Source organism: Filibacter tadaridae (genome assembly GCF_900609045.1).
Classification (GTDB): domain Bacteria; phylum Bacillota; class Bacilli; order Bacillales_A; family Planococcaceae; genus Sporosarcina; species Sporosarcina tadaridae.
In genome coordinates this window covers 64000-90930 of record NZ_UXAV01000042.1, presented here as the reverse complement: position 1 = coordinate 90930, position 26931 = coordinate 64000, and the positions used below count along the sequence as shown (strand labels likewise).

The window sequence follows — 26931 nt, the reverse complement described above, 5'->3', positions numbered from 1 at the left end:
AGCGTCCAGTCCAAATAAGGACGGACGCTTTTTTCATTAAAAAGAACGGGGTGTATTCATGATAGATGTCTACTTATTCAGCGGGTTCCTTGGCAGCGGTAAAACGTCGCTTTTGTTGCATACAATCAAACAATTGAAAGAACAGGGGAAAAATCCTGCTGTATTAATGAATGAATTCGGCGCATTGCCATTTGATTCGGATACGGTTAAAGGTCAAGATGAAGTTCCACTTAAAGAGTTGTTGGACGGTTGTATCTGTTGCACGGGATCTGAGAAAACAGAAGCGCAATTGCAAGGATTACTCGAAGAAAACAATGATATTGACGTCATCTTAATTGAAACGACGGGTGCTGCACACCCTGTCGAAGCGCTAGATGCCATCTACTCGCCGCTGTTTGCAGATAAGCTGCTCGTGAGAGGGATTGTAACCGTTGCGGACTCGAAGCGCTGGCTAGGGCGACACACGCTGTCCCCGCAAATACGTGCGCTCTTTTTGGAGCAAATTCGACATGCTCATATAATACTAGCGAACAAAGCAGATTTACTGACAGAATCCGAGATGGCGACGGTAACGCTAGAACTTTCCAACCTTAATAACTCCGCGCCGATAATCCAAACAACTGATGCTAAAATCGCATTTTCCTACATTGAGAAAGTACTTAGTGAATCTCAAAACAAGATAGACAAACCTATTGTTTCAGGAAAAAACCTTTCGCTGTCGACAAAGTTACTTACCTTTACAGAAAGTGTCGATCAAGATGAATTTGAAGACTGGGTTAAATCACTTCCAGATACTATATATAGGATGAAAGGATATGTACCGGTCAGGGGGGTTAAACATCCTTATCTCTTTCAATATGCATACGGAATGGTTAATTGGTTACCGGAATATGTCATGATGGAACCTCGTCTTGTCGTAATTGGTGAGGGGTTAGATGGGCTGGTATATAAGCATTCAAATGCGTCAGAATGACATATGTCAACCCCTTTTCATTTGAAAATTAAAGGGAGTTGCCCAGGAGTATCCAATTAATAACGTACAGAAGACCTTTTGCAAGGTGTTTTTCGTTGAATTGGGTTAGGTGGAAAAAGTATCCGATAATTCGAATCTCCCACACGTTAAGATAGATTGCGAAGGGAGGAGTTATGAGATGAAAAAATCGATCGCTGTAATTTTGCTCGGTTCAGCACTCATGCTGCCGAACAACAATAGTGCTGAAGCTGCCAATGTTGACAATAATGTTAGGGTACAAAAAGCACAATACGTTCAATGTATAAAATGGGAGGGTAATCAAGACTGGTTATCTTATTCACAACAGATTAAGCGGTTCAACAACCTATCCCAATACTTTTACAATAATTATTTTGTGAAAGATAGAGAGGATAAACCGGAACACGTAAAACCGGAAACTCCTAAACCAGAGGTAACGCCGGAACAACCGAAACCGGAACCTTCTACACCAGAGGTAAAGCCGGAACAACCAAAACCGGAACCTTCTACACCAGAGGTAAAGCCGGAGCAACCGAAACCGGAACCCTCTACACCAGAGGTAAAGCCGGAACAACCGAAACCGGAACCCTCTACACCAGAGGTAAAGCCGGAACAACCGAAACCGGATGAAACAACTCAAGATGCATCAATTTCTGCAATTGAAAAAGCAGTACTCGATTTGACAAATGTTGAAAGACAAAAAGCGGGACTTGCACCATTACAAATCGATAGCAAATTGATGAACAGCGCACGCCAAAAGTCTTCTGACATGGCATCGAAAAATTATTTCTCACATACAAGTCCGACATACGGTTCACCATTTGACCAAATGAAAGCAAATGGCATTACCTACAGATCGGCTGCAGAGAATATTGCACAGGGACAACGGTCAGCTGAAGAAGTAGTCAAAGCTTGGATGGAGTCACCAGGACATAGAGAAAACATTTTGACACCTGGTTTTACACATATCGGAATTGGGTATGACAAAGACGGAAACTACTGGACTCAACAGTTCATCCAAAAACGATAAAGTAAATAAATGAAAGAGCTATCCGATTCACTAGTTTAAATTCAGTGAATCGAATAGCTCTTTTTCTTCTATACGAATTTTTTCTTCTGAATATACATAAGACGAACCAGCAGTGTAATCGCACCAATGGTTAAACCTGCAATGAGTCCAATCCAATACCCGTATGGACCCAGGTCAGTGAACGTCGCCATTAGATAGCCTATAGGCAAGCCAAGAACCCAGTACGATACAATCGCCATAATGAACGTCATATTGACATCTTTGTAACCTCGTAAAGCTCCTTGGACAGGCGCCTGTACCGCATCAGATAATTGGAATAGCGCAGCAAAAACGAAGAATTGTACAGCTAAACTTATAATTGCTCCATCCGTTGTATAGAGAGATGCAATTGGCTCCCTAAACACTAGAAGAATTGCAATAGAGATAAAACTGAATGCAATCGCCAATCCGACAGCAAGGTAACTGTATTGTTTAGCATCGCGCATTTGGCCCGCACCGACCGCTTGACCGACGAGTATAGTTGCCCCCATTGAAATACTAAGCGGAATCATATAAAGAAGGGAAGTGAAATTAAGAGCGATTTGATGGGCCGAAATAATAGCCGTTGAATAATTACTCATGAGCAGCGTCACTGCAGAAAAAATACTCGTTTCGACAAATATCGAAATCCCAATCGGCACACCGATGAACAAAATCTCTTTCCAACTAACAAATGAAATCTTACCCCATTCTTTAAAAAGGTTAAACTCTGTAAATGGTTTTCGTCCCCAGGCAACCGCACAGGCAATGAAAAATACGATCCAATATGTTATTCCGGAAGCGTACCCAGCACCAGCACCGCCTAATTCAGGGAATCCCCAATTACCATAAATAAGTAGATAGTTTATGAGTATATTGATAGGAGCTGACAATAAAATAATGAACATAGAAACCCGTGTAGCGCCCAGTGCGTCAAAAAACGAACGAAGCACCGTATATGCAAAAAGGGGTAGTAAGCCGAGGCTCATTCCTTTCAAGTACTTAGCAGCCACTACACGGACCTTTTCCTCCAGCGGCATCGCTTCAAGAATTGGTGCCACGGCGAATAGTATGAACGCGTAAATAATTGCAGCTAGTACAACTGAAACATATAGTCCCTGTTGGACAGACGGGCGCACTTTTTCGCTACGCCTTGCACCTATGTGATGAGCAATGATAGGTGTTAGTCCCATCAGAATTCCTGCAAGCCCCGTGTAAACGGGCACCCAGAAAGAAGAACCAATTGTAACGCCTGCCAAATGGTATGTATCATAACGTCCTGTCATAAGAATATCGAAGAAGGTCATTAAGTAGAGGGCGACTTGCGTAATAAGAATCGGCATGACAATTTTCGCCATTTTGAAAGGTTTTTTTCCTAGCGGTAAAGACGTTTCCAAATAAATCACCCTTTATGTTAAATTAATCCCCATTGTACCATGTTTCGTTTGCTATAATGACAGTGAAGTAAAGTAAACATATAGCATATTGCTTAATGTAGAAGAGGTGAATGGTCATGAAACGGCCTATTATTTTATTGACTGGGGGCGGCACGGCGGGACACGTATCTGTGAACGAAGCGCTTATCCCTGTATTTAGTGAAAAAGGTTACGAAATCCATTATATAGGTTCCCATGAAGGAATTGAAAAAGAAATTATCGGCGATGGGCATCCCGAGGTGACGTATCATGCAATACAAAGCGGGAAATTGCGACGTTATTTTTCTGTGAAGAACTTTACCGACCCATTTCGTATTTCGGCAGGCGTTCTTCAAGCGCTTTCAATCATTCGGAAAATCAGGCCGGAAATTATCTTTTCTAAAGGCGGGTTTGTTTCCGTCCCAGTTGTGCTTGCTGCAAAGATCACAAAAACGCCTGTTGTTATTCATGAGTCAGATGTATCTCCTGGGCTAGCGAATAAGCTTTCCTTACCATTTTCGAATCATATTTTCACTGTGTTTGAAAAAACACTAGAATACGTTCCAAATGGGAAAGCTACCTGTTCAGGCGCAATTATAAGACCTGAATTGTTTAATGGTCGACGTGAAGAAGGTCTTCGTATCACGGGTTTAACTGGGGATAAACAAATACTAATCATTATGGGTGGCAGTCAAGGTTCGGCTGTAGTTAACAAAGCAATCCGCAAAGATTTAGCCGAGATTATGCAAACGTTCGATTTGATTCATCTTTGTGGAAAAGGGAATATAGACGAAACACTAGAAAATACGCATGGCTATATTCAGTTCGAGTATGTCACGGAAAGTTTAACGCATCTACTTGCTGCGTCCGACTTCGCCGTTTCAAGAGCTGGATCTAATGCCATTTTTGAATTATTAGCCCTACGTAAACCAATGCTGCTTATTCCATTATCTGCAGCTGCAAGCCGAGGTGATCAGATTCTAAATGCAACACATTTTAAAAAGCTTGGTCTTGCACATGTAATCAATGAAGAGGACGTAGAACAGGCTGCCTTATCTAAGGAGTTTATGAAACTTCAACAGGATGAAAAGCATTTAATAGAAAACATGAACCAGACTCCGTTGCCCAAAACACCTCAAGAAATGGTCGAAATGATTATGTCATACCGAAAATAGCTGGATTAGACAACTAGCATTGTATTTTGAGTGCTATTAAGGGTTGCAGAGAACGTAAAACGGGTGTAATCTAGTTCTGGACTTAATTTAATATCATTTTTTCTTCATTTTTATCTTGCTTAAAAGTAAGTCTTATTGCTCATTGAGTACTAAAGTATCCCAGTTCATGCGAAACCCTTTCAGTTAGAGTGTTTGCGTGGTAAAATTAACTAGGATAAAAAAATATAATCACAAAATGCCGACAGGCAAATGTGGAGGTCTTTTTTCATGTCGAAAAAGTATGAAAGACAAGATTCACCGTATGCAGATTTTACGGGCCCGAACCTTGGATATGCAATGGAAATGTACGAAATTTACAAACAATCACCTGAATCGATCGATACTGAACTTGCGGAAATGTTCAGTCGTTTCGGCGCGCCACAATTAGGCAATGCGGAACAAGCGGCAGGAGCGATTCCTACCGGTGACTTCGGTAAAGTATTATCAGCCTTTAAGTTGCAAGACGCCATCCGTACATATGGACACCTTGCTGCAGATATCTATCCACTCAATGATCGTCCAAAAGATTCATCACGTCTTGAATTGTCTTATTACAACTTGACAGAAAATGATTTGCAGGCAATGCCCGCATCTCTTTTCTTCAAAAACGTTCCCATGAATGTGGATAATGGATTAGAGGCAGTCAATTATTTAAAAACATTGTACACAGGGAAAATCGCATATGAATTTGCCCATGTTCTCAATGAGGAAGAACGCAACTGGATTCAATCGAAAATCGAAAATGGTGAAATTTCTACAACACTATCTACGGATAATAAAAAAGCATTATTAGAGCGATTGACGAAAATTGAAGGTTTCGAAAAATTCATTCACCGTACATTTGTAGGTGCAAAACGATTTTCAATCGAGGGACTTGACACACTAGTCGTTTTCTTGGATGAGCTCGTTAGACAATCGGAAGAAATGAAAACCAAAAAAATGTTGATTGGTATGGCTCACCGTGGCCGATTGAATGTACTAACGCATATTTTGAACAAACCATATGAAATGATGTTTGCACAATTTGCCGGTGTCCCAGAAGAGCCGTTCCTTCCAGCTGATGGATCTGTAGAAACTTCACGTGGTTGGTTTGGCGATGTGAAATATCACATGGGTGCACTTTACAATGGGAAATCGGGAATGTCACGATTCCTTGGCTATAACCCTTCTCATTTAGAAGTGGTTAACCCCGTCATTGCGGGGCAAACCAGATCGGCACAGGAGAAAAAAGATAGCCCAGGAGTACCCGTACAAGATACAAATTCGGCATATGCTGTAATGGTTCATGGTGATGCAGCGTTTCCTGGAGAAGGTATAGTTCCTGAAACATTCAATTTTAGCCGTGTCCGCGGATTTCAAACTGGCGGATCTATCCATGTAATTGCAAATAACATGATTGGTTTTACAACCGAACATTATGATTCACGCTCTACACATTATTCATCTGATTTAGCAAAAGGCTATGAAGTGCCTATACTGCACGTTAATGCCGATTGCCCTGAATCAGTTATCGCCGCAGCTTCATTTGCATTTGAATACCGTCAGAAATTCAGAAAAGACGTTTTGGTCGATTTACTTGGCTATCGCCGTTATGGTCATAACGAAATGGATGAGCCACTTGTAACAAATCCAGTTATGTATCACGCGGTTCATGAACATCCAACCGTTCGTGAATTGTACGGAGCTGAACTTGTTGCAGCAAACATCATCGCCAATGAAGATGTTGAGCAGTACGATAAAGACGTATATGCAATGTTGCAAGCTGCAAACGATCGTGTAAAAGAATATTCTTTTGAAGCGGAAGAATTGTCGAACGCTACACCTGAAGAAGTGCTTATCGGTTACCCGAGAGACTTAACGACGGGCATTGAAGAAGATACACTTCGTCATATGAATGAAGAACTTCTTACGTATCCAGCAGAGTTCAACGTATTTGGCAAACTGGACCGTATTTTAAAACGTCGTCAAGATCCCTTCAATGGTAAAGGGAAAATTGATTGGGCACATGCAGAAACATTAGCATTCGGTACAATTTTGCAAGACGGAAACCCAATTCGTTTTTCAGGTCAAGATGTACAACGTGGCACATTTGCACATCGTCATCTTGTGTTACATGACGAGAAAACGGGCGAAGAACTTGTACCGTTGCATCATATAAGCGGCGCGAAAGCATCATTTGTCGTTTACAACAGTCCACTAACAGAAACTGCGGTGGTCGGGTATGAATTTGGTTATAATCTTGAAGACGGGAAAGCATTATCCATTTGGGAAGCACAATACGGGGACTTTGCAAACATGGCGCAAGTTATGTTTGATCAGTTTGTCTCTTCCAGCCGCTCAAAATGGGGACAAAAGTCAGGACTAGTCCTACTTTTACCACATGCTTATGAAGGTCAGGGGCCAGAGCACTCGAGTGCACGTATTGAACGCTATTTACAACTTTGTGCAGAGAACAACTGGACAGTCGCAAATTTATCTAGCGCTTCAAACTACTTCCACATTCTTCGTAGACAAGCGCAAATGCTTGGCGATGAGTCTGTTCGACCTCTCGTTATTGCAACGCCAAAATCGCTTTTACGCCACCCGTTAGTTGGTGCGGATTTAAGTGATTTGTCAGAAGGTCATTTCCAAACTGTGCTTGAACAACCAGGTACAGGAACTAAAGTAAAAAAAGTTGAACGAATCTTATTGGCGAGTGGTAAAATAGCCATCGACCTCGCTGAACGTGTGAAGGACGGAGAAGGTTTCGATCACTTGCATATTGTCCGGGTTGAACAGCTATATCCATTCCCGGCTGATAAGATTAGTGATATAATTGCCCGTTATCCGAATGCTAAAGAAATCGTTTGGGTACAAGAAGAACCGAAAAATATGGGATCATGGCTATTTGCATCTAACTATCTTCGCGAAGTCGCTGGTGATAAAAAGATTTCATATGTTGGACGTATTCATCGTGCGAGCCCATCGGAAGGAAACGGGCAAGCACATAAAACTGAGCAAAATCGTATTCTTGATGAAGCATTGAAGATCAAGTGAAAATCACACTATTGAATGAACATATATTTTGAGGAGGAATTTATTGTGGCTGAGATTATAGTCCCAGAGTTAGCTGAATCGATTACTGAAGGAACAATTGCACAATGGTTGAAACAACCTGGTGAAACTGTAGAAAAAGGGGAATTCATCGTTGAACTTGAAACAGACAAAGTAAACGTTGAAGTCATTTCAGAAGAAGCAGGTGTTGTACAAGAACACCTTGCAGCTGAAGGCGATACTGTACAAGTTGGTCAGGTAATTGCAATAGTTGGAGCCGGTTCAGGCGCACCTGCGGCGGCAGCGCCAGTTGCTCAAACAGAAGCACCAGCGGCTAAAGTTGAAGCAGCTCCTGCAACAACCCCAGCAGCAATTGTAACTGAAGAAGCGACTGGAACAGATCGCACAATTGCTAGCCCTGCAGCACGTAAACTAGCACGTGAAAAAGGAATTGATCTTGCAGCTGTATCTCCAGTAGATCCAATGGGCCGCGTCCGCGTTCAAGATGTAGAAGCACACGGAACTGCTCCAAAAGCACAACCAGCAGCACCTGCACCTAAAGCAGCGGCACAAGAAGATGGACGTATAACACGCGAAAAAATGACGCGTCGCCGTCAAACAATTGCAAAACGTCTACTTGAAGTAAGACAATCAACTGCAATGTTAACAACGTTCAATGAAATTGATATGACAAATGTGATGGCGCTTCGTTCACGTAAAAAAGACGAGTTCTTGAACAGATATGATGTCAAGCTTGGATTTATGTCATTTTTCACAAAAGCAGTAGTAGCTGCTCTTAAAAAGTATCCATATGTAAACTCCGAGATTGATGGCGATGAAGTACTTTTGAAAAACTTCTTTGATATCGGTATTGCGGTTTCTACGGATGGTGGACTTGTTGTGCCAAACGTTGTCGATGCAGATCGTAAAAACTTTGCAGAACTTGAATCCAATATCGGTGAACTTGCGAAAAAAGCACGAGACAATAAACTTACAATCGCCGACATGACAGGCGGATCTTTCACAATTACAAATGGTGGGGTATTTGGATCATTATTGTCCACTCCTATTTTGAACGGAACACAAGTGGGAATCCTTGGTATGCACACAATCCAAAAACGCCCGATTGCTGTTGGTGACAATGTTGAAATTCGTCCAATGATGTACGTAGCTCTTTCATATGATCACCGCGTAATCGACGGAAAAGATTCTGTAGGATTCTTGAAAATGGTTAAAGAATTGATCGAAAATCCAGAAGACCTTCTTCTCGGATCTTAAGTAGAAAAGGAACTGTCTAATATTCGCATGTAGACAAGTAAATCGGCCTGCCCAGTTATGCAGGCCGATTTTTCCTAATTCATAAATGTGAAAGGCGTGAAAGTAGATGGCATTCACTGACTGGGTAACTGAACCCGCATTACGTACAGTTGTCTGTAAACATGCAGATGCAAAAAAATATGTTGTAAACAATGTTTTAACTCCCGGACAAACATATGAAGTGAAAAATGAAACCGATGAATTTATATTTGTTATCGATAATACCGGAAAAGTCGGGGGCTATTACAAAACGTACTTTTGAATAAGAGTAGACCCGGCACCTGTTTAAGGTGCCGGGATTTTTATAGTGGAGGCGAAACAAGTTGAATCCTATCGTGGAAAATGAAAGAATAAAACGCTCTCGAAGAAATCATGCTTCATCCGCTGAATTGCTTATCCAAGCTGGCGGCTATGTATCTCCAAACCCTTACTTATGGGAAGATGCACTCATCAGTGTTGTACTGAAAAAACCGATCCTATTAAAAGGTCCTTCCGGTTCTGGAAAAACAAGATTAGCACAATCTATTTCTCACTATTTTGAGCAGCCGATGCAAAGTATTAACTGTTCAGTCGATCTTGATGCTGAATCGCTTCTAGGCTTTAAAACAATCATTAGCAATCATGGAGAGACCGTCATTGAATTTGTTGAAGGTCCCGTCGTGCAAGCCATGAAGAAAGGGCATATCCTTTATATTGATGAGATTAATATGGCAAGACCTGAAACGCTACCCATTCTGCACAGTGTCCTTGATCACCGTAGAATGCTAACAAACCCTTTTACAGGAGAAGTGATTTATGCGCATGAGGACTTCACAGTTATTTCAGCGATTAATGAGGGCTACGTTGGTACTTCTCCAATGAATGAAGCTTTAAAAAATCGTTTTGTATCCTTTACAGTCCCCTATTTATCGGGCAACCAATTAAGAGAAGTCATCGAAGGTATCTATCCCGATACGTCTAAAGAAAAAGTTGAGACCTTTCTTCATATTAGTCATGACTTGAAACAACAGGTTATGAATGGTTTGTTATCAGATGAAGCGGCTTCTGTCAGAAGTTTGTTAGATGCGATGGGGCTTGCCGCCCATATCCCTGTAAAACGGGCGATACAATACGCAATTGCTGAAAAGTTGGATGACCAAATTGAACGTAGACTAGTCATGGAACTTGTAGACACTTGGTTGAAATGAGGCGAACGTTATGGTAAAGATGAATCGATTCATTCAATTTAATGACGAGACTGTCGACGCCAAGACACTTCTATTGTATGAACGGTTGGGTAGGGCGCTTTCCGATACATCCTTTCTAGCGTTAACGGAAAGGAAGTTACTCGAATTTCAGCCGAAAGAGGGCATTATTTCAATGAGCGTCTTTTGGCGTCATCGTACAGAAGAGGTTATGCATGCAGGAAGATTAACAGACATCTATTTATTGTCGATGGGGTATTGGAAACAATTTGATATAAAAAGATGGATTTTGTTTACGAAAAAGTTCAGCTTACATCCTCTACGTAAATTCACTTGCGAGCTTCTGCTGATGCTTGAAGAATTCCGGCTTACGGATGCCATTATTAAGAGTAGGCCAGGAACCGCTAGCGCATTCGATGTGAGAAAGGATGCCTACGTCAGTTACTATAAAAATGCGCTTCCGTCCAATATGCAAAAAAGCTTCTTGGCGGATGCCTTATTTAGTCAGCTGTTCATTTACTTGCATGAAGGCATGTTCTCTGATTCAACAATTGATTGGGGTCCCGTCAATATGGATTTGATTCAATCAGTTTTACAAAGTGCATACGATTCAAAGAGTACAGAAGAGAATATTTATATCGCTGAACGAATTACAGGCATTATTGATGGAACAATTAAAAAAGATCTTGTCCATCAATATTATTCTGTCGGGGACTCCTTTACTGATGAAAATACAACGTTTCATTATCACAGAGGGATGGCGGATGCGGAAAAAGGGGAAACGGAGCAGAAAGAAACAATTGAAGAAGTATTTCGTTCATGGCACCGTGAGAATGAAAGCGAATCGGGTGTCCATCTTCAATATGAATTGGAGCATGGTCGTTCTGGTAAAAGTGATGGATCTGATGCTGCTCCTGGCAATGAAGAAGCTGAGATTGAAGAGACTGGATTAGGTCAATCAGAAGGAAATGACAGTAACCGCTGGAAAGACGAAGATAGTGAGTCAACACAAAAACGTGATGGAAAGTTAAAAGCAGGGAAGGTGTTCGGCAAAGAACATACGAATGTCATCTATGCAGAACAACGGGTAGAAATCACGAATGAATACGATAATCGGCAAAAAATAAGCACATGGCGTGAAGAACAGAAACCGTTTGTTCGTTCCATTGTTGAGGAAATGAAGAAGCGGATTGAGTTGAAAGAGGATTCGCGACGGGAAAGGCTTAGCAAAGGGCGATTATCAACGAAATTAACAACAATGATAATAGATGAACGACCTAAACCATTTTATCGAAAAAATTCGCCCTCTATTCATTTGGATGCCGTGTTCGGTCTTCTGGTTGACGGCTCTGCATCAATGATTGATAAGTTGGATGAGACAAAACGAGCTGTCTTATTATTTCATGATGTACTACGTGAATTAGGAATCATTCATGAAATATCGTCTTACTATGAAGATGCCTATAATGCTTCGAAAGAGGTGCAGCCTAATGGGTTCGATCTTATGCATACGTTCACGGACCGCGCAAAAGACAGTGGCCTGGCGATAGCATCATTTGAAGCAAATGAAGATAACCGGGACGGTTTTGCAATTAGATGGATGGCCAAACGGTTAGCTGCAAGACAAGAAAGGCATAAGTTTCTCCTCTTGTTTTCTGATGGCGAACCTTCCGCATTCGGTTACGATCAGAACGGCATACTTGATACGGCAGAAGCCGTGATGGAGACGGAGAAAACAGGCATTTCGGTCATCCATTTATTCCTTTCAACAGATGTACCGACAGATGACCAGAAAGACTTATTCTCGATGATGTTTGGTAATAAAACAGCATCGTCAAATTCTGTGGAAAACTTTACAGAGCAGACTTTACGTATTTTAAGGAAATTACTTGCCATTGTCATCCGGCATCCGTGAGAAGAAGGTTGGAAACAAATACGTGAACTCGAAAAACACAGGACTGCCCTTAGCTAGGGCGGTTCTGTGTTTTTTCGTGTACGGCAAGTAATCGTTGTTTTAATTCTTCTTCCATACGACCGATTTCAATTTCAGCAGATTTTCGTTTTTCGCGCCCATCTGCTTGGATGATAAGGGTTTCTTCAATAGTTTGAATCAGATTCTCTTGTGTTTTCTTAAGTGTATCAATTTCAATAATTCCTCTTTCATTTTCTTTGGCTGTTTCAATCGAATTGACTTTCAGCATTTCAGAGTTCTTCAACAGCAAGTCATTCGTTGTTTTCGTGACAAGTTTCTGAGATTCGACAGCCTTCATCTGTCGATTTAAAGTAAGAGCTATTGCAATCTGGTTCTTCCAAAGTGGAATAGAAGTCATAATAGACGATTGAATTTTTTCTGCTAGTGTTTGATTTGTCTGTTGAATCATTCGGATTTGAGGAGCGCTTTGTATCGTAATTTGACGGGATAGTTGTAAATCATACAAGCGTTTTTCTAAACGATCGAGAAACTGTGCCATATCATTCACTTCCTGGAATGCCATCTGATCATTTGAAGCTTCAGCCTGTCTACGCATCTCAGGAATGATTACAGTAGCAATCTCATCGCGTTTCAGTTCGGCAGCTGCAATATAAACATTAAGTGCTTGGAAGTATGTCTTGTTCTGATTGTACAAATTATCGAGCATTTGAACGTCATCTAGAAGTCCTCGTTTTGAATGTTCAAGCTGGATGCCAATTCGATCAATTTGAGTACTCAGCTTTTGATATTTCGTCATCATCTCTTGAACGGATTTGGATACTTTTCTGAACAGGCGGCTTATAGGTGATTTTTTCTTCTCACTTAAATCTTCAGGATCCATTTCAGATAACTTATCCATCAAGTCTTTCAGTACATCGCCAACGGGTCCGATATCTTTACTTTGGACATGATCAAGCATTTGCTGTGAAAAGCGTGAAAGTTCGCCTTGTGCGCTTGCACCGTAAGTGATGATCGCTTCATAGTTACCCACAGGAATTTGGCTGGCAAGCTGCTGTGCCTTCTCTTTCTCCAGATCAGATAAACGATCGAATAATTTAACGGGTGCATCCGTCTGCGGACTTTTTGTCATCATTTCTTGCGGAAGTATTGGTTCTTTTATGTCAAAAGGATTGTCCAGTAAATCGTCAATCGATTTACCTGTCGTTACCGGATTAGTATTTTCTGTCATTGTGCGTATCTCCTTTCATTTCAAGAAGCGGTTTCTGCTTTTTCATGGAGGAATCGACAAATTCTATTTCCATTTGAAGTTTTTCGATATCCGTCGCTAACGCTCCTTTAAGGTCCTGTTCAAGTTGCTTATTCACGTCAGTCAGTGTTTCCCGCGTATTTTGTAATGCGATACGAATATCTTTATCCTTTAAAGGCTGGTTGACAAGCATGGAATAGTTGGAAGTCAATTCAACCGCGGAATCAAGATGCGCATAAAAGAATTTTTCTACATGATAGAATTTCTTCGGATTCGCCTGAACAATGCTTAGAATTTTTCGTGACAGGCTATTAATTTCGTGGAGCTGCCTAAATGCTTGTACGGAACGTACTTTACCGTAAAGCCCATTAAGCTGCCTTACTTTTTGTTTCGCCTCTTTCATTTGAACTTTTATATGATTGTATTCTGAACGGGTCATTCCTAGTTTTTTTAAATTGGACATGAGTTGGAATTGTTTAATTGAAAAGTTTCCAGTAAAGTAAATTGCAACCAACAGGCCTGTTGCTGCAAAAAAATTCAATCCTGCACCGAGGATAAAGTAAAGCCATGAGCCGAAGCTGATTGGCGCAGTTATGAAATGTCGTATAAAAAATTGTTGAATTTCTTTCATGATGTCTTCGGGCCTCCTTAAGCTATATACTTTTATACGTTTCAAAATGAATAAAGTTTCATCTTGGTAGTTCAATTATACCCGATAATCATAGTGTACACCCACCAAATGGATTGGCCATAAAATGCTTTTGAGTGGACAATGTATCTGGTTTTGATAAAATGAGGGACATTCATCATAGAGTAACACAGGAGGTTATCAAACGTGTTTGAAATCATATATATGAAAGCAGACTATGAACCGTGGTGGATGTTTGAAGACTGGGAAGAATTGATTCGTACCCGCAAAACCTTTGAAGACATGCAAGAAGCTACCGCCTATCTAAATGGGCTGTTGGAAGAACTTCGTAGTAAGCATCAACATGAGAAAACAAAGAAAAACTGTTTTTATGCTTTTTGGTCAGAAGACGAAAAGAGTTTCTGCGAGGGATGTGATGAGGACTTACAACTCTATCATGGGGTAATTCTCATGCAAGCAGGGGTACCAACGCCGTACGATTCAAAAGGAATTGAATAATCCATTTACTTCGTTGACAATTTTTTAGAATATGGTATGCTAGATAGCAACAATTGAACGAGGGAATCCGAGAAAAACGTATTCACATATTGCAAAAGTGATCGACGTTGTCGGTGCTTTTTGTAATATGTGAATTTTTCTTTACCTGAGATTGTTCATGTATTTTAAATACTTTTTAGTTGGGGGTTTTCTTATGAAAGAAGGAACAGTGAAATGGTTTAACGCAGAAAAAGGCTTTGGTTTCATTGAAGTCGAAGGAGAAGATGATGTATTTGTTCATTTCTCTGCTATTGAAGGAGAAGGATTCAAATCATTGGATGAAGGTCAACAAGTAGAGTTTGAAGTTGTCGAGGGCAATCGCGGACTGCAAGCTGCTAACGTCGTTAAACGTTAAGAGTTAAAAATTGAAAGCGGAAAAAGGCAGCCGTAAACGGACTGCCTTTTTGTCTGTCTATTTGTTATTCATCAATAGCTTCTAAAGTGGAAATAACAGTAAAGTCTTTTTCTCCTTCAACTGCCATAATGGATTCACGCTTAACCTCTCCAAACCCTTCCACGAAATATTTGCGTGTGATTATATCTTGATCTTGCGATTCAATAACGATGGCGTGGTCAAATTTTTTGTATGGTGTTTCAACAGTAACATCTGTTTCAACGATTTTCCAATTATCGAATGTGGTCCCTTTTTCGAGTGGCTTTTTTAAATAAGTGCCAGTCGGTTTCATAGCATCAAGTTCTTCATGCGAAGGGAAATCCTCTTCTAGATCGATGGTTTTCTTAGCGATGGTGCGAATCGCATCAGGCTCAATCTTATAAATGTATCGAATGAGCGAACCACCATTGTTTTCGTGAATAACAATGTAATCTTCAAAAGGTCGGGATACTTCCACGTCAAGTTCTGCAAATTCATTTCCTATTCCTTTGAAATGTGCTTTTGCACCATCTTCTAGGAAGAAATCAGACATGTTTATTTCGGTGGTTTTCTCACCTGATTCCGCATTCCCATTGTCTTTGCCGACCGTCCCATCGGAAGAGCCTGAATTATCCATAGCGGTCGATTGGTCATTTGATGTTCCGTTTTTCGTACAACCTGCAACGACAAGAATGGCAACTAATGCAAAGATGAAGAACTTAATTTTCCTCATGACATTCACTCCTTTCATTTGGTTATTCCCAATTACTCATAATCCATACAAAACCGCATCCTGTTAAAAAATAAAAACCCATTTTCCAATGAAGGAAAATGGGTCATTTTTATTTTTTGCGCTGTTGTTCTTTCCAGTCAAGATACTCATCATATGGCATCGATTTATCGAAAATCGTTCCATCATCATGTATTTCGATAATCCGATTAGCGACTGTTTGGATGAACTGTTGGTCATGCGATGTAAAGAGCATGGCTCCTTTATAAGCTGTCAAACCATTGTTGAGTGCTTGAATGGACTCTAGGTCCAAGTGATTCATGGGTTCATCCAGAAGAAGGACATTCGCATGTGTCAACATCATTTTAGACAGCATACAACGAACTTTTTCGCCACCAGAGAGGACAGATGGTTCTTTATTTACTTCTTCACCTGAGAATAACATACGGCCAAGGAATCCACGAAGGAATGTTTCCGTTTGGTCATCTGGTGAATACTGACGTAACCATTCGACAAGTGACTTTTCAGAGCCTTCGAAGAACTCGCTATTATCAAGAGGGAAGTATGAACGTGTTGTTGTCACGCCCCATTTAATAGAGCCAGTGTCTGGTTGATCCACCTCAGCTAGAATTTCAAGGAGTGCTGTTTTTGCAAGTGGATTTCCAAGAAGAATAACTTTGTCTTCTTTATCAATTGTAAAAGTGGCATCTTTAATCAATTGTTTACCATCTTGTGATTTAGATACATCTTGCACGCTAAGTACATCGTTACCAATTTCACGGCCGATACTGAAATTAATGAAAGGATAGCGGCGGGAAGAAGGTTTAATGTCATCCAGTTCAATTTTTTCAAGTGTTTTCTTACGTGAAGTCGCTTGTTTAGATTTCGATGCATTCGCACTAAAACGTGCAACGAATGCTTGAAGTTCTTTAATCTTTTCTTCTTTTTTCTTATTTTGATCTTGGGACATTTTAAGTGCTAGTTGACTGGATTCATACCAGAAATCATAGTTCCCTGGATACAGTTGGATTTTCGAGAAATCGAGATCCGCAATTTGCGTACATACTTTATTGATAAAGTGACGGTCATGGGATACAACGATAACAGTGTTCGAGAAATTGATAAGGAATTCTTCTAACCAGCGAATCGCCTGTAAGTCTAAGTGGTTGGTAGGCTCATCAAGAAGAAGAACATCCGGTTTACCGAATAGAGCTTGTGCAAGTAATACTTTTACTTTATCAGAGCCCGAAAGTTCAGCCATCTTCGCTTGATGAAATTCATCGGGTAAACCGAGACCTTGTAAAAGAATAGCGGCTTCAGATTCTGCTTCCCAACCGTTTAGCTCTCCAAATTCACCTTCGAGTTCAGCCGCACGCATGCCATCCTCATCGGAAAAGTCTTCTTTCATATAAATCGCATTTTTCTCCATCATTATGTCATATAGGCGCTTATGACCCATAATGACAGTATCAAGGACGATACTTTCTTCAAATTCGAAGTGATTCTGTTTCAGTATAGCTAAACGTTCGTCTTTGTTCATGATGACATTTCCCGTTTGTGGCTCTAACTCACCAGACAAGATTTTAAGAAATGTTGATTTACCCGCACCGTTTGCTCCAATAAGACCATAACAATGGCCTGGATTAAACTGTATATTGACATCTTCAAACAGCTTGCGGTCGCCGAACTGAAGACTTACATTACTAACTGCTATCATAAAAAAATCCTCCTAAATTCACAATGCTCCTAGTATAGCACATAATAAAACCTATTAGCAATTAAGCCTATACCACAGGGTTTCAGAGGGATGGGAACTTGTTTCTCTTGCGCCTATCTTTCTGTAGCTCAGGATGGACAGGGTTTTATTCGAATTTAAATTAAACGAAATTTATATTAAAAAGATTTAGGTGAACAGTCTTGTAAACAGTTGAGGGAGATAAGGAAAAAGCCATTAATAAAAAAATTTCTAAATAAAAAAAGTTTTTTAAAAAATTTAAAGGAATCCTCCTTTTCTTGTCGAATATTAATATATGAAAGGAAGGGATAACATGAAAACGAAAATCACTGTAGTAAATGGCGAAGTGTACATTCTTGACGGTCACCCATTAGATTATATGAAATTGGTAGGGGGATTGGGCAGGGCAAAAAAGACCACTTTAGAGGTGGCACCAGGCAAGACGATTAAGATGAGAGATATTGTTACGTTTCAGGAAGTGCAAAATTAATTCAGAGGGACGTCCACATAGGGCGTCCTTTTGTACGACTATATTTAGTGGTTCATAGATTGTGATAAGGATCGCCTGATTGTAGAAATTCCTGATTCCTGTACTATTGATGGATCAAGGAAAGAGGAAGGTGACGATAGTGATGCAGAAGTCGTTTTTTATAAAAGGGCATGAAAAACGACCTCCTTCTCAATATAAGTTGGCGGTCGTTTATAATTCAAGTATCTTCCATTTTGTCGTACTATTATGATTGGTATACTTACATAAAGCAGCTAAAGTTAATTCCAGTAGCTTAGTTTGACCAATTTTTTTCGATGAAATCATCGCGGCCGGATTGCGCACGATCTTTTTCATAATGTTCCTTTTCTTTACTGTAATAATCTTGATGGTATTCCTCTGCCGGATAAAATGTTTCTGCGGGACGGATGGGTGTCACAATCGGTTTGGAGAACATGCCGCTAGCTGAAAGATTCTCTTTGGATTGTTCTGCAATCACACGTTGCTCATCCGTAAAGTGGAAAATAGCAGTAGAGTATGAATGTCCGCGGTCTTGGAATTGTCCTTCTGCATCGGTCGGATCGATTTGTTGCCAAAATATATCAAGTAATTTCTCATAAGGAAAAACGGCAGGGTCGTATGTAATTTCCACGACTTCTAAATGACCCGAATCACCATTTTTCACGTCTTCGTATGTCGGATTATCGGTATGCCCGCCCATATAACCGGACACGACGTCTTGAATACCGTCCCATTGTTTAAAAGGTTTCACCATGCACCAAAAACAACCGCCAGCGAATACAGCCCTTTCGAATTCCCTATCTATTTCCTTATTCAAATTGAACAACCCCCTTCGTTATGTACATACATGAATTATAGCATGTCCTTCACAAGAGAAAAAGTGGATGATTTTAGTCCGTTTTTAAAAAAAAGAGCGCTTTTTAAGCGCTCTTCGCTTTGAGGGTTGCTAGTGATTAAGGTGTTTTTCATCCAAACATTTTTAGCAGATGTAGCTTGCGCCGATAATGATTAAGAGGATAAAAAGCACGACGATCAAAGCGAAAGATGAACCTGATCCACCTGAATATTCGCGTCCCATACAAAACACCACCTTCTTTATAGGGTATGCAAAACGTCCATAGTGGAATGGGGAAATGTCACGGGTCATGATTTTCAACAGATTTAGTTGAACGTTATTCTAAGATTCAAAAAGTGGATTAGCTCAGATTGTCGATGGGTAAAGTAATAGTATTACAAGTTTTTAGTGAATACGGTTTTCTATGATCAAGATACAAACTCGTCGTGCTATAATTAACACGCTAGAATGCAACTAACGCACTTCTTGCTCGTCCTAAAGGGAAGATCATTTTTTTGGAGGAATTTAAAAATGGAAGATCAGTATGAGGAATCGATTCCGAAACGGAGAAGAAAGAAAAAGCTTCGAATAGGGAGGGTCATCTTTACACTAGTCCTTTTTTGTTTTATAGGGGCTGGCCTTTATGCGTATTTTCAATATAACGCCGGGAAGTCGATGGCAAAAGGTAATGATATAGATCCAGGTCCATTTCAAGGTGATGCAGTAGATCCGAATTACACATCTATTGAAAACTATTTATTGTTAGGTGTCGATGATGATGGCAGTGGTAAATCGCGTACCGATACAATGATGGTATTGTCGTGGGACAACCATGCTGGAACAATGAAAGTTATCTCATTCATGCGCGACATCTACGCGGATATACCAGGATATAAATCTTATAAATTAAATACGGCATATTATCTTGGAAAAGTTCAACTGGCAAAAGATACGATAACAGGCATGTTCGGAGTTCCCATTCATCATTATGCAATTGTTGATTTCGATAATTTCGAATCGATCGTAGATATTGCGTTTCCAAATGGTGTAGAGATTGACGTAAAAAAAGAAATGTCTGAAAAAATCGGTGTGACTTTAACACCTGGCAGGAAACATTTAAACGGCAAAGAACTACTTGGATATGCCCGCTTTCGAGCAGATTCAGAAGGCGATTTTGGCCGTGTTGGCCGCCAACAGCAAGCACTCTCAGCGATGAAGAAAGAGGCGATGAAGCCTGGTATGATTCTCACCGTGCCGAAACTTGCAGGGGCTCTGTCGGAGTACATCAAAACGGATCTCACATCAAAGGACGAACTAGCAAAAGCATTCAAGCTTATTGCGAAAAAAGGAGCCACAATGGAAACGATGACGGTTCCTATTGAAGGTACTTATTCCTTTAACTCCTATTCACATGCAGGATCCGTTATTGAACTGGATATCGAAAAAAACAAAAAGGCAATTGAAAAGTTCTTGTCTATTAAGTTGGACTGAAATCTCCCTATTGGTGAAAGAAGGTGATATCCATGAAGTTTAATGGAGAAAAGAAATTACCAACGAAAGAGAAATTCGGGAAAGCGGATAATCGAACGTCTACCTTGATACGTTTTCTTGGTGGGCGAAGTACATTATTCGTCCTTATATCCGTGTTGTTGATTGGTTTGATTATTTTTATTTTCAATCAGGTATCTTTTATCTTTTATCCCATTACTGTCTTCTTCTCTACAGTCGTGTTGCCTATTATTCTTGCGACGATAGCTTTCTACTTACTAAGACCGATTTTACGACTGTTAGAAAGGATGCACATTCCGCGTATATGGGGAATTTTAATTATTTTCATCGGTGCAATTGGGCTAATTACATTAATTGTCGTTCTCGTATTACCCTTTCTAAAAGTGCAAATCCATAATCTTATTGAGGATTTCCCTACATACTTTAGACAATTATTAGTGAACATTGATTCGTTTTTCCGTACATCCATTTTCGCCTCGTATTACGAGGAGTTGGATGTCAACGCCATGTCCCTCATTGATACCGCACCAGAGAATGTGGGGAAGTTTTTTACTGACACGGTCGGCGGAATTGCAAGTGGAATCACATCCTTTGTCTCCGCGTTGACAGGTTTCATATTAGCCATCGTCACTGTTCCGTTCATCTTATTCTATTTATTAAAAGATGGGGAGAAACTACCAAAACTTATTATTAAGGCATTGCCGCCACGGATGCGAGATGATGCAGAGGTCATTCTTCACGATGCGGATCATCAAATCAGTTCATATATACAAGGACAGATACTTGTCGCCATCTGTATTGGTATCATGGTTTCTATAGGATTTCTTATCATTGGCATGGATTACGCACTGCTTCTTGGCGTTTTGGCGATGTTTACAAGTGTTGTCCCTTATCTGGGACCATTAATCGCCATCATACCAGCTGCAATCATTGCAGTTGTCACTTCGCCTTTCATGCTTATTAAACTGGCTGCCGTATGGACAATTGTTCAGTTAATCGACGGGAAGTTTATTTCGCCGCAGATTATGGGGAAATCTTTACGTATACATCCCATTACGATTATATTTGTATTACTGACAGCCGGTTCGTTGTTCGGCGTGCCTGGCGTTGTTTTGGGGATTCCAGGATATGCGCTGCTAAAAGTTATAGTGACTCATTTATTCACTCTATTTAAAATACGGTATAATAGGTTTGAAGTAGACGAAATAAATCAGTATGAAAATAGTGATTGAAGAGGAAATACGAGATTGGGGAGATTATGTGTGTTGAAACAATTTTCATCGGTTATCGAATACGGGGAAATGATTGTAAATACGATTGTTGACGGACCGAATATTGCATTTGGTGAAACACTATCTGGAACTGTTTATATTGACGGGGAAGAAGGAGAGGAACTGATAGATCAAATCGAAATCGAATTATTGAAAAGAGCCGAACTGGTGGACATAACTATCAAAATGCCTATTCAAGAAGATGTTATTGCGAAGTATTCAGTTGAAATGGTTAGCGCCCTTAAATCGAAAGAAACATGGATGATTCCTTTTGAGATGGTACCTGACGAACGATGGGAAATCAAGAGCGCTAAAGAAATACTCATTCTCCGAACGACAGTCTATTTAAAAAGCGATGTTTATATTCAGGATGAAGACGGAATAACATATTCTTAAAAGGAAACGCGCCTTCCGATGAGGGGCGCGTTTTTTATATGTGGATTTTAAATTTGTGGGGGAATGCACATCGATGTTCTTGCCTTTTCTTACAAACGGAATTATGCGGTTTTTTTATCCAAACAATATTTAGACAGCAATCGCCTTAGTTTTTTTATGTATAATAGTAAAAAGGGTTGATAAGGGGGATTTATGACATGGATACGATCGTTCCTATTTTTCACTCGTTAACAAAAAACTTGAACAGTATTCATAAGGAAAGCTCGAATGGAATTTCCATCGTACAAAGTTCCATTTTACACGAGATTTCGTTAGGAGAAAAGCCATCTATGCAGGCTGTTTCCGATGCTGTCGGGATGGACATTACAACATTCTCCAGACAGATTAATACTTTGGAAAGAAAAGAGCTTGTCGTAAAGACACCGTATCCAGGGGATCGCAGATTTTATCTATTAGCATTGACCGAAAAGGGCAGGGCAATCACCGAGTGCATCAATGAATCGATTTCTGTGGAAATGGGAAAGGTATTCGAGTCGATGAATGACTTTGAACGCGATACCATTGTTCGTTCCATGAATATGTTGGAGGAAAGATTACGGACTAACTGACGAAAAATAGTGATATAGTATTCACTATTGTCTGAAACTTGTAAATTGCAAGTAGTATTAGAACGAATAAGTTGCAATCTTCAAGTGATTAAATATATAAATTTGTATTATGCAACTAATTTAAAGTCTATTAATTCGGGTTTGTAAGTGATTCGGACTATCTCTTGTATAATGCAACTATCTAATTGGATTTGTCCCAGGCTATAATTAATTAGTAAAGAACCTGTGGTCAACCAATATATAACAAAAAGAAATTTGCGTATTTTTAACATAATGGCTCATGCGTTTAAATCGAGTTTGCAATTGTGTCTTGATGTAAATCTTTGGATAGTAAGTATGAGTGTTTTTATACAATTGACAGTGGCCGAATTCTATTCAATCGAAAGCGGTCGCCCCTAGATGGATTTTAAAAACCCCGTTTTGAAGTGCTTGCGAAATTCCCATGGAAAGCGCATACTATTTTAGTATCTTAATTTTTTTATAGGAGTTTATAAAAGTATGAAAAATAATTTAGTATCAGTTGAACAAATGACACCCGTTTTCGATCCATGGGAAGCATACTTGGACGTACAGGAGCATGGAAAACTGACTTTATCAAGCATTGAATTTACAACGACTTACCTATGTAATATGCGCTGCGAACATTGTGCAGTCGGCTATATGTTGCAGCATAAAGATCCAGATGCATTACCCATTGAATTACTTTTATCACGTTTGGATGAAATCCCTCATCTACGGACTATCAGTATTACAGGCGGCGAGCCGATATTTTCTAAGAAATCGGTGGATCAATACGTCTTACCATTATTGAAATACGCAAATGAGCGTGGAGTCCGGACGCAGATAAATTCAAATTTGACGATGCCCCTTGATCGTTATATGGCCATTGCGCCTTATTTGGATGTCTTACATATCTCACATAACTGGGGAACAGTCGATGATTTCGTTGATGGCGGCTTTGCTAATATGGAACGCAAACCGTCGAAGGAACGCCGTGCCAAACAGTTTCAACGGATGATCACCAACAGCCGCGCGCTAGCAGAAGCGGGCGTCATGGTGTCTGCGGAAACAATGTTGAATAAACGTACATTGCCACATCTTGAGCATATTCACCGACAAGTAATTGAAGAGATGAAATGTGCAAGGCATGAGATACACCCTATGTACCCAAGCGATTTCGCTAGCCAACTAGAGGTACTTTCATTGGATGAAACAAGGAAAGCAATTCATCAATTGTTGGATTCCCGTAACGAAGATGTTTGGATGCTGTTCGGTACATTACCATTTTATCCATGCAGTGATAATGAAGAGGATTTGGCATTGCTACAACGGATTTATAGTAGTAAAAACGTATCGGTACGTAATGATCCGGATGGCCGTTCTCGCTTGAATGTCAATATTTTCACAGGGGATGTCATTGTAACGGACTTCGGGGATACACCGCCGATGGGCAATATTCAAACGGAATCTTTACCGATAATGTTGGATAGATGGTTGGAACGACCCCTTGCGGAAACGATTGGTTGTCACTGTCCAGCCGTAAACTGTTTAGGGCCGAATTTATTGGTGAAAGACGCCTATTACCCTGAAATGGATTTCCAAAAAAAGAAAGCAGATATTTTACTATCGATCTGACTGAAAACGATACCATTATGGGTAAGTACTCATAACGGTATCGTTTTTATTTTTTTATGTTCACCACCGATAGGTGACCACCGTTTTAAGCAGGTGTTCGCCAAAGCAAGCAATTGGTATATACTATAAATAGAGTTGTCTGAAAACTAGCCAATGTCAGGCTATCAGGGCCTTCATCAATAATCTAAACGTAACGGGGAGGGAGTTATCTTCAAGTATCAAGAACCTTCTTTTACACTGTTTTCAACGTCACATTTAGTAGCAGTACTTGTGTTATTTATTTTGATCGTTCTATTATTCTTAATCAGGAAGAAAGGAGAGATTCAGCAAAAGTATGAACGACTTTTCGCATTGTCTTTAGTGGTGATGGAGCTCCTTTATCATAGTTGGATGATGAGCACCGGCAGATGGGATTTGAGCGTTTCATTGCCACTTGAATTGTGCAGCATCAGTCTGCTTGTTGTGATTGTCCTTCTATGGACAGGAAATAAGCGTTTAATCGATTTTGTCTTTTTTGCAGGTATTGGCGGTGCTCTTCAGGCGATGGCAACTCCTGTATTAGATGTCGGGTTTCCACATTTCCGCTACTTCCACTTTTTTTACACGCATATAGGAATCATAGTAACAGCTTTTTACTTTACATGGATGAAAGGATACATGCCTACCTTTAATGGGGTTATTAAAACGATGGTCGCATTAAACATACTGTTACCCATTATCGTTGTTACAAATGTGTTATTCAATGGAAACTATATGTTTTTACGAGAGAAACCGGTAGATGGGAGTTTGCTTGATTTCTTAGGTCCTTATCCGTGGTATATCCTTTCGCTCCAATGTGTTGCATTTATTGTTTTCAGTTGTTTGTGGTTATTATTCAGGAAGTGGAATAAGCTTATTAGGTCACGTTAACTACATCCTGAGGATGAGTTGAAATCACTTCTTAGGTCTATGTGAATAATATGCCATTCCATTATACTGGAGTCCGATTAGCGGATTTTTTGCTTCGTAGAAAGAGGTGTAGATTATGAATGATTATACAATGAAAGTGCAAGAAGAACTGCGTTTTTGGAAGCGGAAAATGATAAAGCGAGCTGGCCTTATTAGCCGCACGTCGAAGAGCGCGCAAAAGAAAGTGAATGGTCTTATTCCAGAAAAAGTTCATATCATCATGACGGAAGGCATAAAAAACATGGTGAAAGCTACCCTGGCCGGTTCAAACATCACGACGAAAAAAGGGCGAAAAAGTGCACTAAGCCTTTATGAACGTGATGAGTTATTTAAAGAAAAGCTTTCTACATTCCGCAAAACAGCTGTCATTGAAGGTGCGGGAACAGGTGCGGGCGGCATTCTGTTGGGCCTTGCCGATTTTCCGCTACTACTATCCATTAAAATGAAGTTCCTATTTGAAGCGGCTGCCGTTTATGGATTTGATACGGATGTATATGAAGAGCGACTATTCCTTTTACACGTATTCCAGCTGGCTTTTTCAAGTGGGGAAACACGGAAAGAAACATTATCTATCATTGAAAATTGGGAAGTGCAGAAACATCTGATTGCGGATATGGACTGGAGGGACTTTCAGCAAGGGTATCGGGATCATATCGATTTAGTGAAGATGTTTCAGTTAATCCCTGGATTTGGGGCAATCGTTGGTGCGTTTGCTAACTACAATTTACTGGACCAACTCGGTGAAACGGCGATGAATGCATATCGGCTACGTCTGCTACAGCCCATTTGAAAGGTGGATAACGGAAGAATCAAGATTCAAACTGAAAAGGAACCGGGGAACGCGACAATTGAAATCAAAATGAAAAATAGAAAAATAACGATAAGGAAATGATAAATACTCGAAGTATTCGTTGATGCAAAGCTTTCGGTAAGTCATGACATGCCTTTTTTTATAGAGATTCAAGAAATTCATTGGACACGTAATTGAAATTAATGGTATTCTGTATGATAAGAGGTACCTTACATGATGAGCACAGACTATGATTATTTGGTATTACACATAGGATAGGGGGGATTATAGATGACTGAATCCAACGAAACAAACAACGCTGAAGAGAAGAAAGTTAAAATTAGTTTTAAAGATGCCGTGAATCAGCAGCTTGAAGCGAAGAAAAAAAAGCAGACTGTTGCACAAAAGCAAGGGATTGCTAATAAACAAACGAAAACCATGAAGAGTCAAAAAGCTAGAACTGCAAGTAGTTCACATAAAAAAATGGGACTTTAATTTTGAAAGGATAATCCTTTCGAAAAAGAAACCAAAATAAAACCGTTTGACGTATCTAACGTTAGGCGGTTTTTTCTTATGGATGGATGATTTTTATATAGCGGGTTATTTCATTATTATTTATAATTCAAGAGAACGTATGTATGTCATAATAGAATAGGTTTTTCAAGGGGGTAAGCATTCCCGGTTCATGTTTCGGTCATGGTATATTACTTGGCGGAAGGGGGTGCTGCAAGTGACTACATTCGAAACGCTTGTAATCACAATTAGCTTTTTATCGCTAATTGTTGCAATGATTGCATTGTCGTATATGATGTCACAAAAGAAATAATCCACCCTTGAGTTTAGACGGTTCAGATGGATTATTTCATCATGGGACGCTGCTCCCCTATAAGGGAACCTACTATTACACTGACCAATCGATGCTCTAACATCGGTTGGTCTTTTTTATTCTAATCAATCTATGCATTCATTATACGTTTGAAACTATGCGCTGACAACTAATTTGAATATCTTTCTTTAAGTAGACTG

27 protein-coding genes are annotated in these 26931 nt (G+C 40.0%); 20 read left to right on the top strand and 7 right to left on the bottom strand.

Annotated elements, in window-relative coordinates:
• Positions 1-58 precede the first annotated feature (58 nt).
• Positions 59-973: a CobW family GTP-binding protein gene (locus FILTAD_RS09770; RefSeq protein WP_124070559.1), complete on the top strand. Its 915-nt coding sequence runs from the start codon at positions 59-61 to the stop codon at positions 971-973.
• 178 nt (positions 974-1151) lie between these two features.
• A complete protein-coding gene (locus FILTAD_RS15980; protein ID WP_238988218.1) occupies positions 1152-2021 on the top strand; it encodes a CAP domain-containing protein in 870 nt (289 codons plus the stop codon).
• A gap of 68 nt (positions 2022-2089) precedes the next feature.
• Here FILTAD_RS15980 and FILTAD_RS09760 read toward each other — a convergent pair whose 3' ends face one another.
• A complete protein-coding gene (locus tag FILTAD_RS09760; protein WP_415579167.1) occupies positions 2090-3436 on the bottom strand; it encodes an MATE family efflux transporter in 1347 nt (448 codons plus the stop codon).
• Positions 3437-3552: 116 nt separating this feature from the next.
• Between FILTAD_RS09760 and FILTAD_RS09755 the strand changes: the two genes are divergently transcribed.
• From FILTAD_RS09755 to FILTAD_RS09730, 6 genes are all read left to right on the top strand, one after another.
• On the top strand, positions 3553-4629 hold the full coding sequence (locus tag FILTAD_RS09755; protein ID WP_124071167.1) for an undecaprenyldiphospho-muramoylpentapeptide beta-N-acetylglucosaminyltransferase: 1077 nt from the start codon (positions 3553-3555) through the stop codon (positions 4627-4629).
• Between the two features lie 267 nt (positions 4630-4896).
• Complete coding sequence (locus FILTAD_RS09750) at positions 4897-7704, top strand: 2-oxoglutarate dehydrogenase E1 component (protein WP_124070555.1); 2808 nt, start codon at positions 4897-4899, stop codon at positions 7702-7704.
• 45 nt (positions 7705-7749) lie between these two features.
• The gene (gene odhB, locus FILTAD_RS09745; protein WP_124070553.1) at positions 7750-8979 is read left to right on the top strand and encodes a 2-oxoglutarate dehydrogenase complex dihydrolipoyllysine-residue succinyltransferase; all 1230 of its coding nucleotides are present in this window, start codon (positions 7750-7752) and stop codon (positions 8977-8979) included.
• A 106-nt stretch (positions 8980-9085) separates the two neighbouring features.
• Complete coding sequence (locus tag FILTAD_RS09740; protein WP_124070551.1) at positions 9086-9280, top strand: DUF6501 family protein; 195 nt, start codon at positions 9086-9088, stop codon at positions 9278-9280.
• A 70-nt stretch (positions 9281-9350) separates the two neighbouring features.
• Positions 9351-10205 (top strand): ATP-binding protein, encoded by an 855-nt coding sequence (locus FILTAD_RS09735; RefSeq protein ID WP_238988239.1) that lies wholly within the window; start codon positions 9351-9353, stop codon positions 10203-10205.
• A gap of 10 nt (positions 10206-10215) precedes the next feature.
• Complete coding sequence (locus FILTAD_RS09730) at positions 10216-12117, top strand: vWA domain-containing protein (RefSeq protein ID WP_124070547.1); 1902 nt, start codon at positions 10216-10218, stop codon at positions 12115-12117.
• Positions 12118-12166: 49 nt separating this feature from the next.
• Here FILTAD_RS09730 and FILTAD_RS09725 read toward each other — a convergent pair whose 3' ends face one another.
• Complete coding sequence (locus FILTAD_RS09725; protein ID WP_124070545.1) at positions 12167-13363, bottom strand: toxic anion resistance protein; 1197 nt, start codon at positions 13361-13363, stop codon at positions 12167-12169.
• A complete protein-coding gene (locus tag FILTAD_RS09720) occupies positions 13347-14012 on the bottom strand; it encodes a 5-bromo-4-chloroindolyl phosphate hydrolysis family protein (protein WP_124070543.1) in 666 nt (221 codons plus the stop codon). The genes FILTAD_RS09725 and FILTAD_RS09720 overlap by 17 nt, the downstream gene beginning before the upstream one ends.
• A 204-nt stretch (positions 14013-14216) precedes the next feature.
• Here FILTAD_RS09720 and FILTAD_RS09715 point away from each other — a divergent pair, with 204 nt between their 5' ends.
• Both FILTAD_RS09715 and FILTAD_RS09710 read left to right on the top strand, forming a co-directional pair.
• The gene (locus FILTAD_RS09715; protein ID WP_124070541.1) at positions 14217-14528 is read left to right on the top strand and encodes a DUF1033 family protein; all 312 of its coding nucleotides are present in this window, start codon (positions 14217-14219) and stop codon (positions 14526-14528) included.
• Positions 14529-14721: 193 nt separating this feature from the next.
• Complete coding sequence (locus FILTAD_RS09710; protein ID WP_124070540.1) at positions 14722-14922, top strand: cold-shock protein; 201 nt, start codon at positions 14722-14724, stop codon at positions 14920-14922.
• A 64-nt stretch (positions 14923-14986) separates the two neighbouring features.
• Here FILTAD_RS09710 and FILTAD_RS09705 read toward each other — a convergent pair whose 3' ends face one another.
• Complete coding sequence (locus tag FILTAD_RS09705) at positions 14987-15673, bottom strand: lipoprotein (RefSeq protein WP_124070538.1); 687 nt, start codon at positions 15671-15673, stop codon at positions 14987-14989.
• Positions 15674-15782: 109 nt separating this feature from the next.
• Positions 15783-17387 (bottom strand): ABC-F family ATP-binding cassette domain-containing protein, encoded by a 1605-nt coding sequence (locus tag FILTAD_RS09700; protein ID WP_124070536.1) that lies wholly within the window; start codon positions 17385-17387, stop codon positions 15783-15785.
• A 331-nt stretch (positions 17388-17718) separates the two neighbouring features.
• Here FILTAD_RS09700 and FILTAD_RS15830 point away from each other — a divergent pair, with 331 nt between their 5' ends.
• A complete protein-coding gene (locus FILTAD_RS15830; protein WP_160117597.1) occupies positions 17719-17895 on the top strand; it encodes a hypothetical protein in 177 nt (58 codons plus the stop codon).
• Positions 17896-18187: 292 nt separating this feature from the next.
• Here FILTAD_RS15830 and msrA read toward each other — a convergent pair whose 3' ends face one another.
• Positions 18188-18730 (bottom strand): peptide-methionine (S)-S-oxide reductase MsrA, encoded by a 543-nt coding sequence (gene msrA / locus FILTAD_RS09695; RefSeq protein WP_282432581.1) that lies wholly within the window; start codon positions 18728-18730, stop codon positions 18188-18190.
• Between the two features lie 162 nt (positions 18731-18892).
• The gene (locus FILTAD_RS09690) at positions 18893-18991 is read right to left on the bottom strand and encodes a YjcZ family sporulation protein (protein ID WP_124070534.1); all 99 of its coding nucleotides are present in this window, start codon (positions 18989-18991) and stop codon (positions 18893-18895) included.
• Positions 18992-19279: 288 nt separating this feature from the next.
• Here FILTAD_RS09690 and FILTAD_RS09685 point away from each other — a divergent pair, with 288 nt between their 5' ends.
• The 9 genes from FILTAD_RS09685 to FILTAD_RS16105 all read left to right on the top strand — a co-directional run bounded on the left by FILTAD_RS09685 (position 19280) and on the right by FILTAD_RS16105 (position 26731).
• Complete coding sequence (locus FILTAD_RS09685; RefSeq protein WP_124070532.1) at positions 19280-20239, top strand: LCP family protein; 960 nt, start codon at positions 19280-19282, stop codon at positions 20237-20239.
• A gap of 32 nt (positions 20240-20271) precedes the next feature.
• Complete coding sequence (locus FILTAD_RS09680) at positions 20272-21489, top strand: AI-2E family transporter (RefSeq protein WP_124070530.1); 1218 nt, start codon at positions 20272-20274, stop codon at positions 21487-21489.
• Between the two features lie 33 nt (positions 21490-21522).
• A complete protein-coding gene (locus tag FILTAD_RS09675; RefSeq protein ID WP_124070528.1) occupies positions 21523-21924 on the top strand; it encodes a sporulation protein in 402 nt (133 codons plus the stop codon).
• 197 nt (positions 21925-22121) lie between these two features.
• Positions 22122-22532, top strand: coding sequence for a MarR family winged helix-turn-helix transcriptional regulator (locus tag FILTAD_RS09670; protein ID WP_124070526.1), 411 nt, complete (start codon positions 22122-22124; stop codon positions 22530-22532).
• Between the two features lie 498 nt (positions 22533-23030).
• A complete protein-coding gene (gene yfkAB, locus FILTAD_RS09665) occupies positions 23031-24167 on the top strand; it encodes a radical SAM/CxCxxxxC motif protein YfkAB (protein ID WP_124070524.1) in 1137 nt (378 codons plus the stop codon).
• A 207-nt stretch (positions 24168-24374) separates the two neighbouring features.
• Positions 24375-25076: a YwaF family protein gene (locus tag FILTAD_RS09660; protein ID WP_124070522.1), complete on the top strand. Its 702-nt coding sequence runs from the start codon at positions 24375-24377 to the stop codon at positions 25074-25076.
• A gap of 115 nt (positions 25077-25191) precedes the next feature.
• Positions 25192-25905 carry an EcsC family protein gene (locus FILTAD_RS09655; protein WP_124070520.1) on the top strand — a complete coding sequence of 238 codons (714 nt, stop codon included), beginning with the start codon at positions 25192-25194 and terminating at the stop codon, positions 25903-25905.
• Between the two features lie 291 nt (positions 25906-26196).
• Positions 26197-26400 carry a hypothetical protein gene (locus FILTAD_RS09650; protein WP_124070518.1) on the top strand — a complete coding sequence of 68 codons (204 nt, stop codon included), beginning with the start codon at positions 26197-26199 and terminating at the stop codon, positions 26398-26400.
• Between the two features lie 235 nt (positions 26401-26635).
• The gene (locus FILTAD_RS16105; protein ID WP_238988216.1) at positions 26636-26731 is read left to right on the top strand and encodes a putative holin-like toxin; all 96 of its coding nucleotides are present in this window, start codon (positions 26636-26638) and stop codon (positions 26729-26731) included.
• The last annotated feature ends 200 nt before the right edge of the window (positions 26732-26931 follow it).

What these genes read in the sequence shown, in the direction of transcription:
- FILTAD_RS09700 (WP_124070536.1), bottom strand. Translation starts at nt 17,387, where the DNA reads ATGATAGCAGTTAGTAATGTAAGTCTTCAGTTCGGCGACCGCAAGCTG.
- FILTAD_RS09655 (WP_124070520.1), top strand. Translation starts at nt 25,192, where the DNA reads ATGAATGATTATACAATGAAAGTGCAAGAAGAACTGCGTTTTTGGAAG.
- FILTAD_RS09730 (WP_124070547.1), top strand. Translation starts at nt 10,216, where the DNA reads ATGGTAAAGATGAATCGATTCATTCAATTTAATGACGAGACTGTCGAC.
- FILTAD_RS09705 (WP_124070538.1), bottom strand. Translation starts at nt 15,673, where the DNA reads ATGAGGAAAATTAAGTTCTTCATCTTTGCATTAGTTGCCATTCTTGTC.
- FILTAD_RS09750 (WP_124070555.1), top strand. Translation starts at nt 4,897, where the DNA reads ATGTCGAAAAAGTATGAAAGACAAGATTCACCGTATGCAGATTTTACG.
- FILTAD_RS09685 (WP_124070532.1), top strand. Translation starts at nt 19,280, where the DNA reads ATGGAAGATCAGTATGAGGAATCGATTCCGAAACGGAGAAGAAAGAAA.
- FILTAD_RS09770 (WP_124070559.1), top strand. Translation starts at nt 59, where the DNA reads ATGATAGATGTCTACTTATTCAGCGGGTTCCTTGGCAGCGGTAAAACG.
- FILTAD_RS09690 (WP_124070534.1), bottom strand. Translation starts at nt 18,991, where the DNA reads ATGGGACGCGAATATTCAGGTGGATCAGGTTCATCTTTCGCTTTGATC.
- FILTAD_RS15980 (WP_238988218.1), top strand. Translation starts at nt 1,152, where the DNA reads ATGAAAAAATCGATCGCTGTAATTTTGCTCGGTTCAGCACTCATGCTG.
- FILTAD_RS09725 (WP_124070545.1), bottom strand. Translation starts at nt 13,363, where the DNA reads ATGACAGAAAATACTAATCCGGTAACGACAGGTAAATCGATTGACGAT.
- yfkAB (WP_124070524.1), top strand. Translation starts at nt 23,031, where the DNA reads ATGAAAAATAATTTAGTATCAGTTGAACAAATGACACCCGTTTTCGAT.
- FILTAD_RS09710 (WP_124070540.1), top strand. Translation starts at nt 14,722, where the DNA reads ATGAAAGAAGGAACAGTGAAATGGTTTAACGCAGAAAAAGGCTTTGGT.
- FILTAD_RS09680 (WP_124070530.1), top strand. Translation starts at nt 20,272, where the DNA reads ATGAAGTTTAATGGAGAAAAGAAATTACCAACGAAAGAGAAATTCGGG.
- FILTAD_RS09740 (WP_124070551.1), top strand. Translation starts at nt 9,086, where the DNA reads ATGGCATTCACTGACTGGGTAACTGAACCCGCATTACGTACAGTTGTC.
- FILTAD_RS15830 (WP_160117597.1), top strand. Translation starts at nt 17,719, where the DNA reads ATGAAAACGAAAATCACTGTAGTAAATGGCGAAGTGTACATTCTTGAC.
- FILTAD_RS09720 (WP_124070543.1), bottom strand. Translation starts at nt 14,012, where the DNA reads ATGAAAGAAATTCAACAATTTTTTATACGACATTTCATAACTGCGCCA.
- FILTAD_RS09650 (WP_124070518.1), top strand. Translation starts at nt 26,197, where the DNA reads ATGACTGAATCCAACGAAACAAACAACGCTGAAGAGAAGAAAGTTAAA.
- FILTAD_RS09755 (WP_124071167.1), top strand. Translation starts at nt 3,553, where the DNA reads ATGAAACGGCCTATTATTTTATTGACTGGGGGCGGCACGGCGGGACAC.
- FILTAD_RS09670 (WP_124070526.1), top strand. Translation starts at nt 22,122, where the DNA reads ATGGATACGATCGTTCCTATTTTTCACTCGTTAACAAAAAACTTGAAC.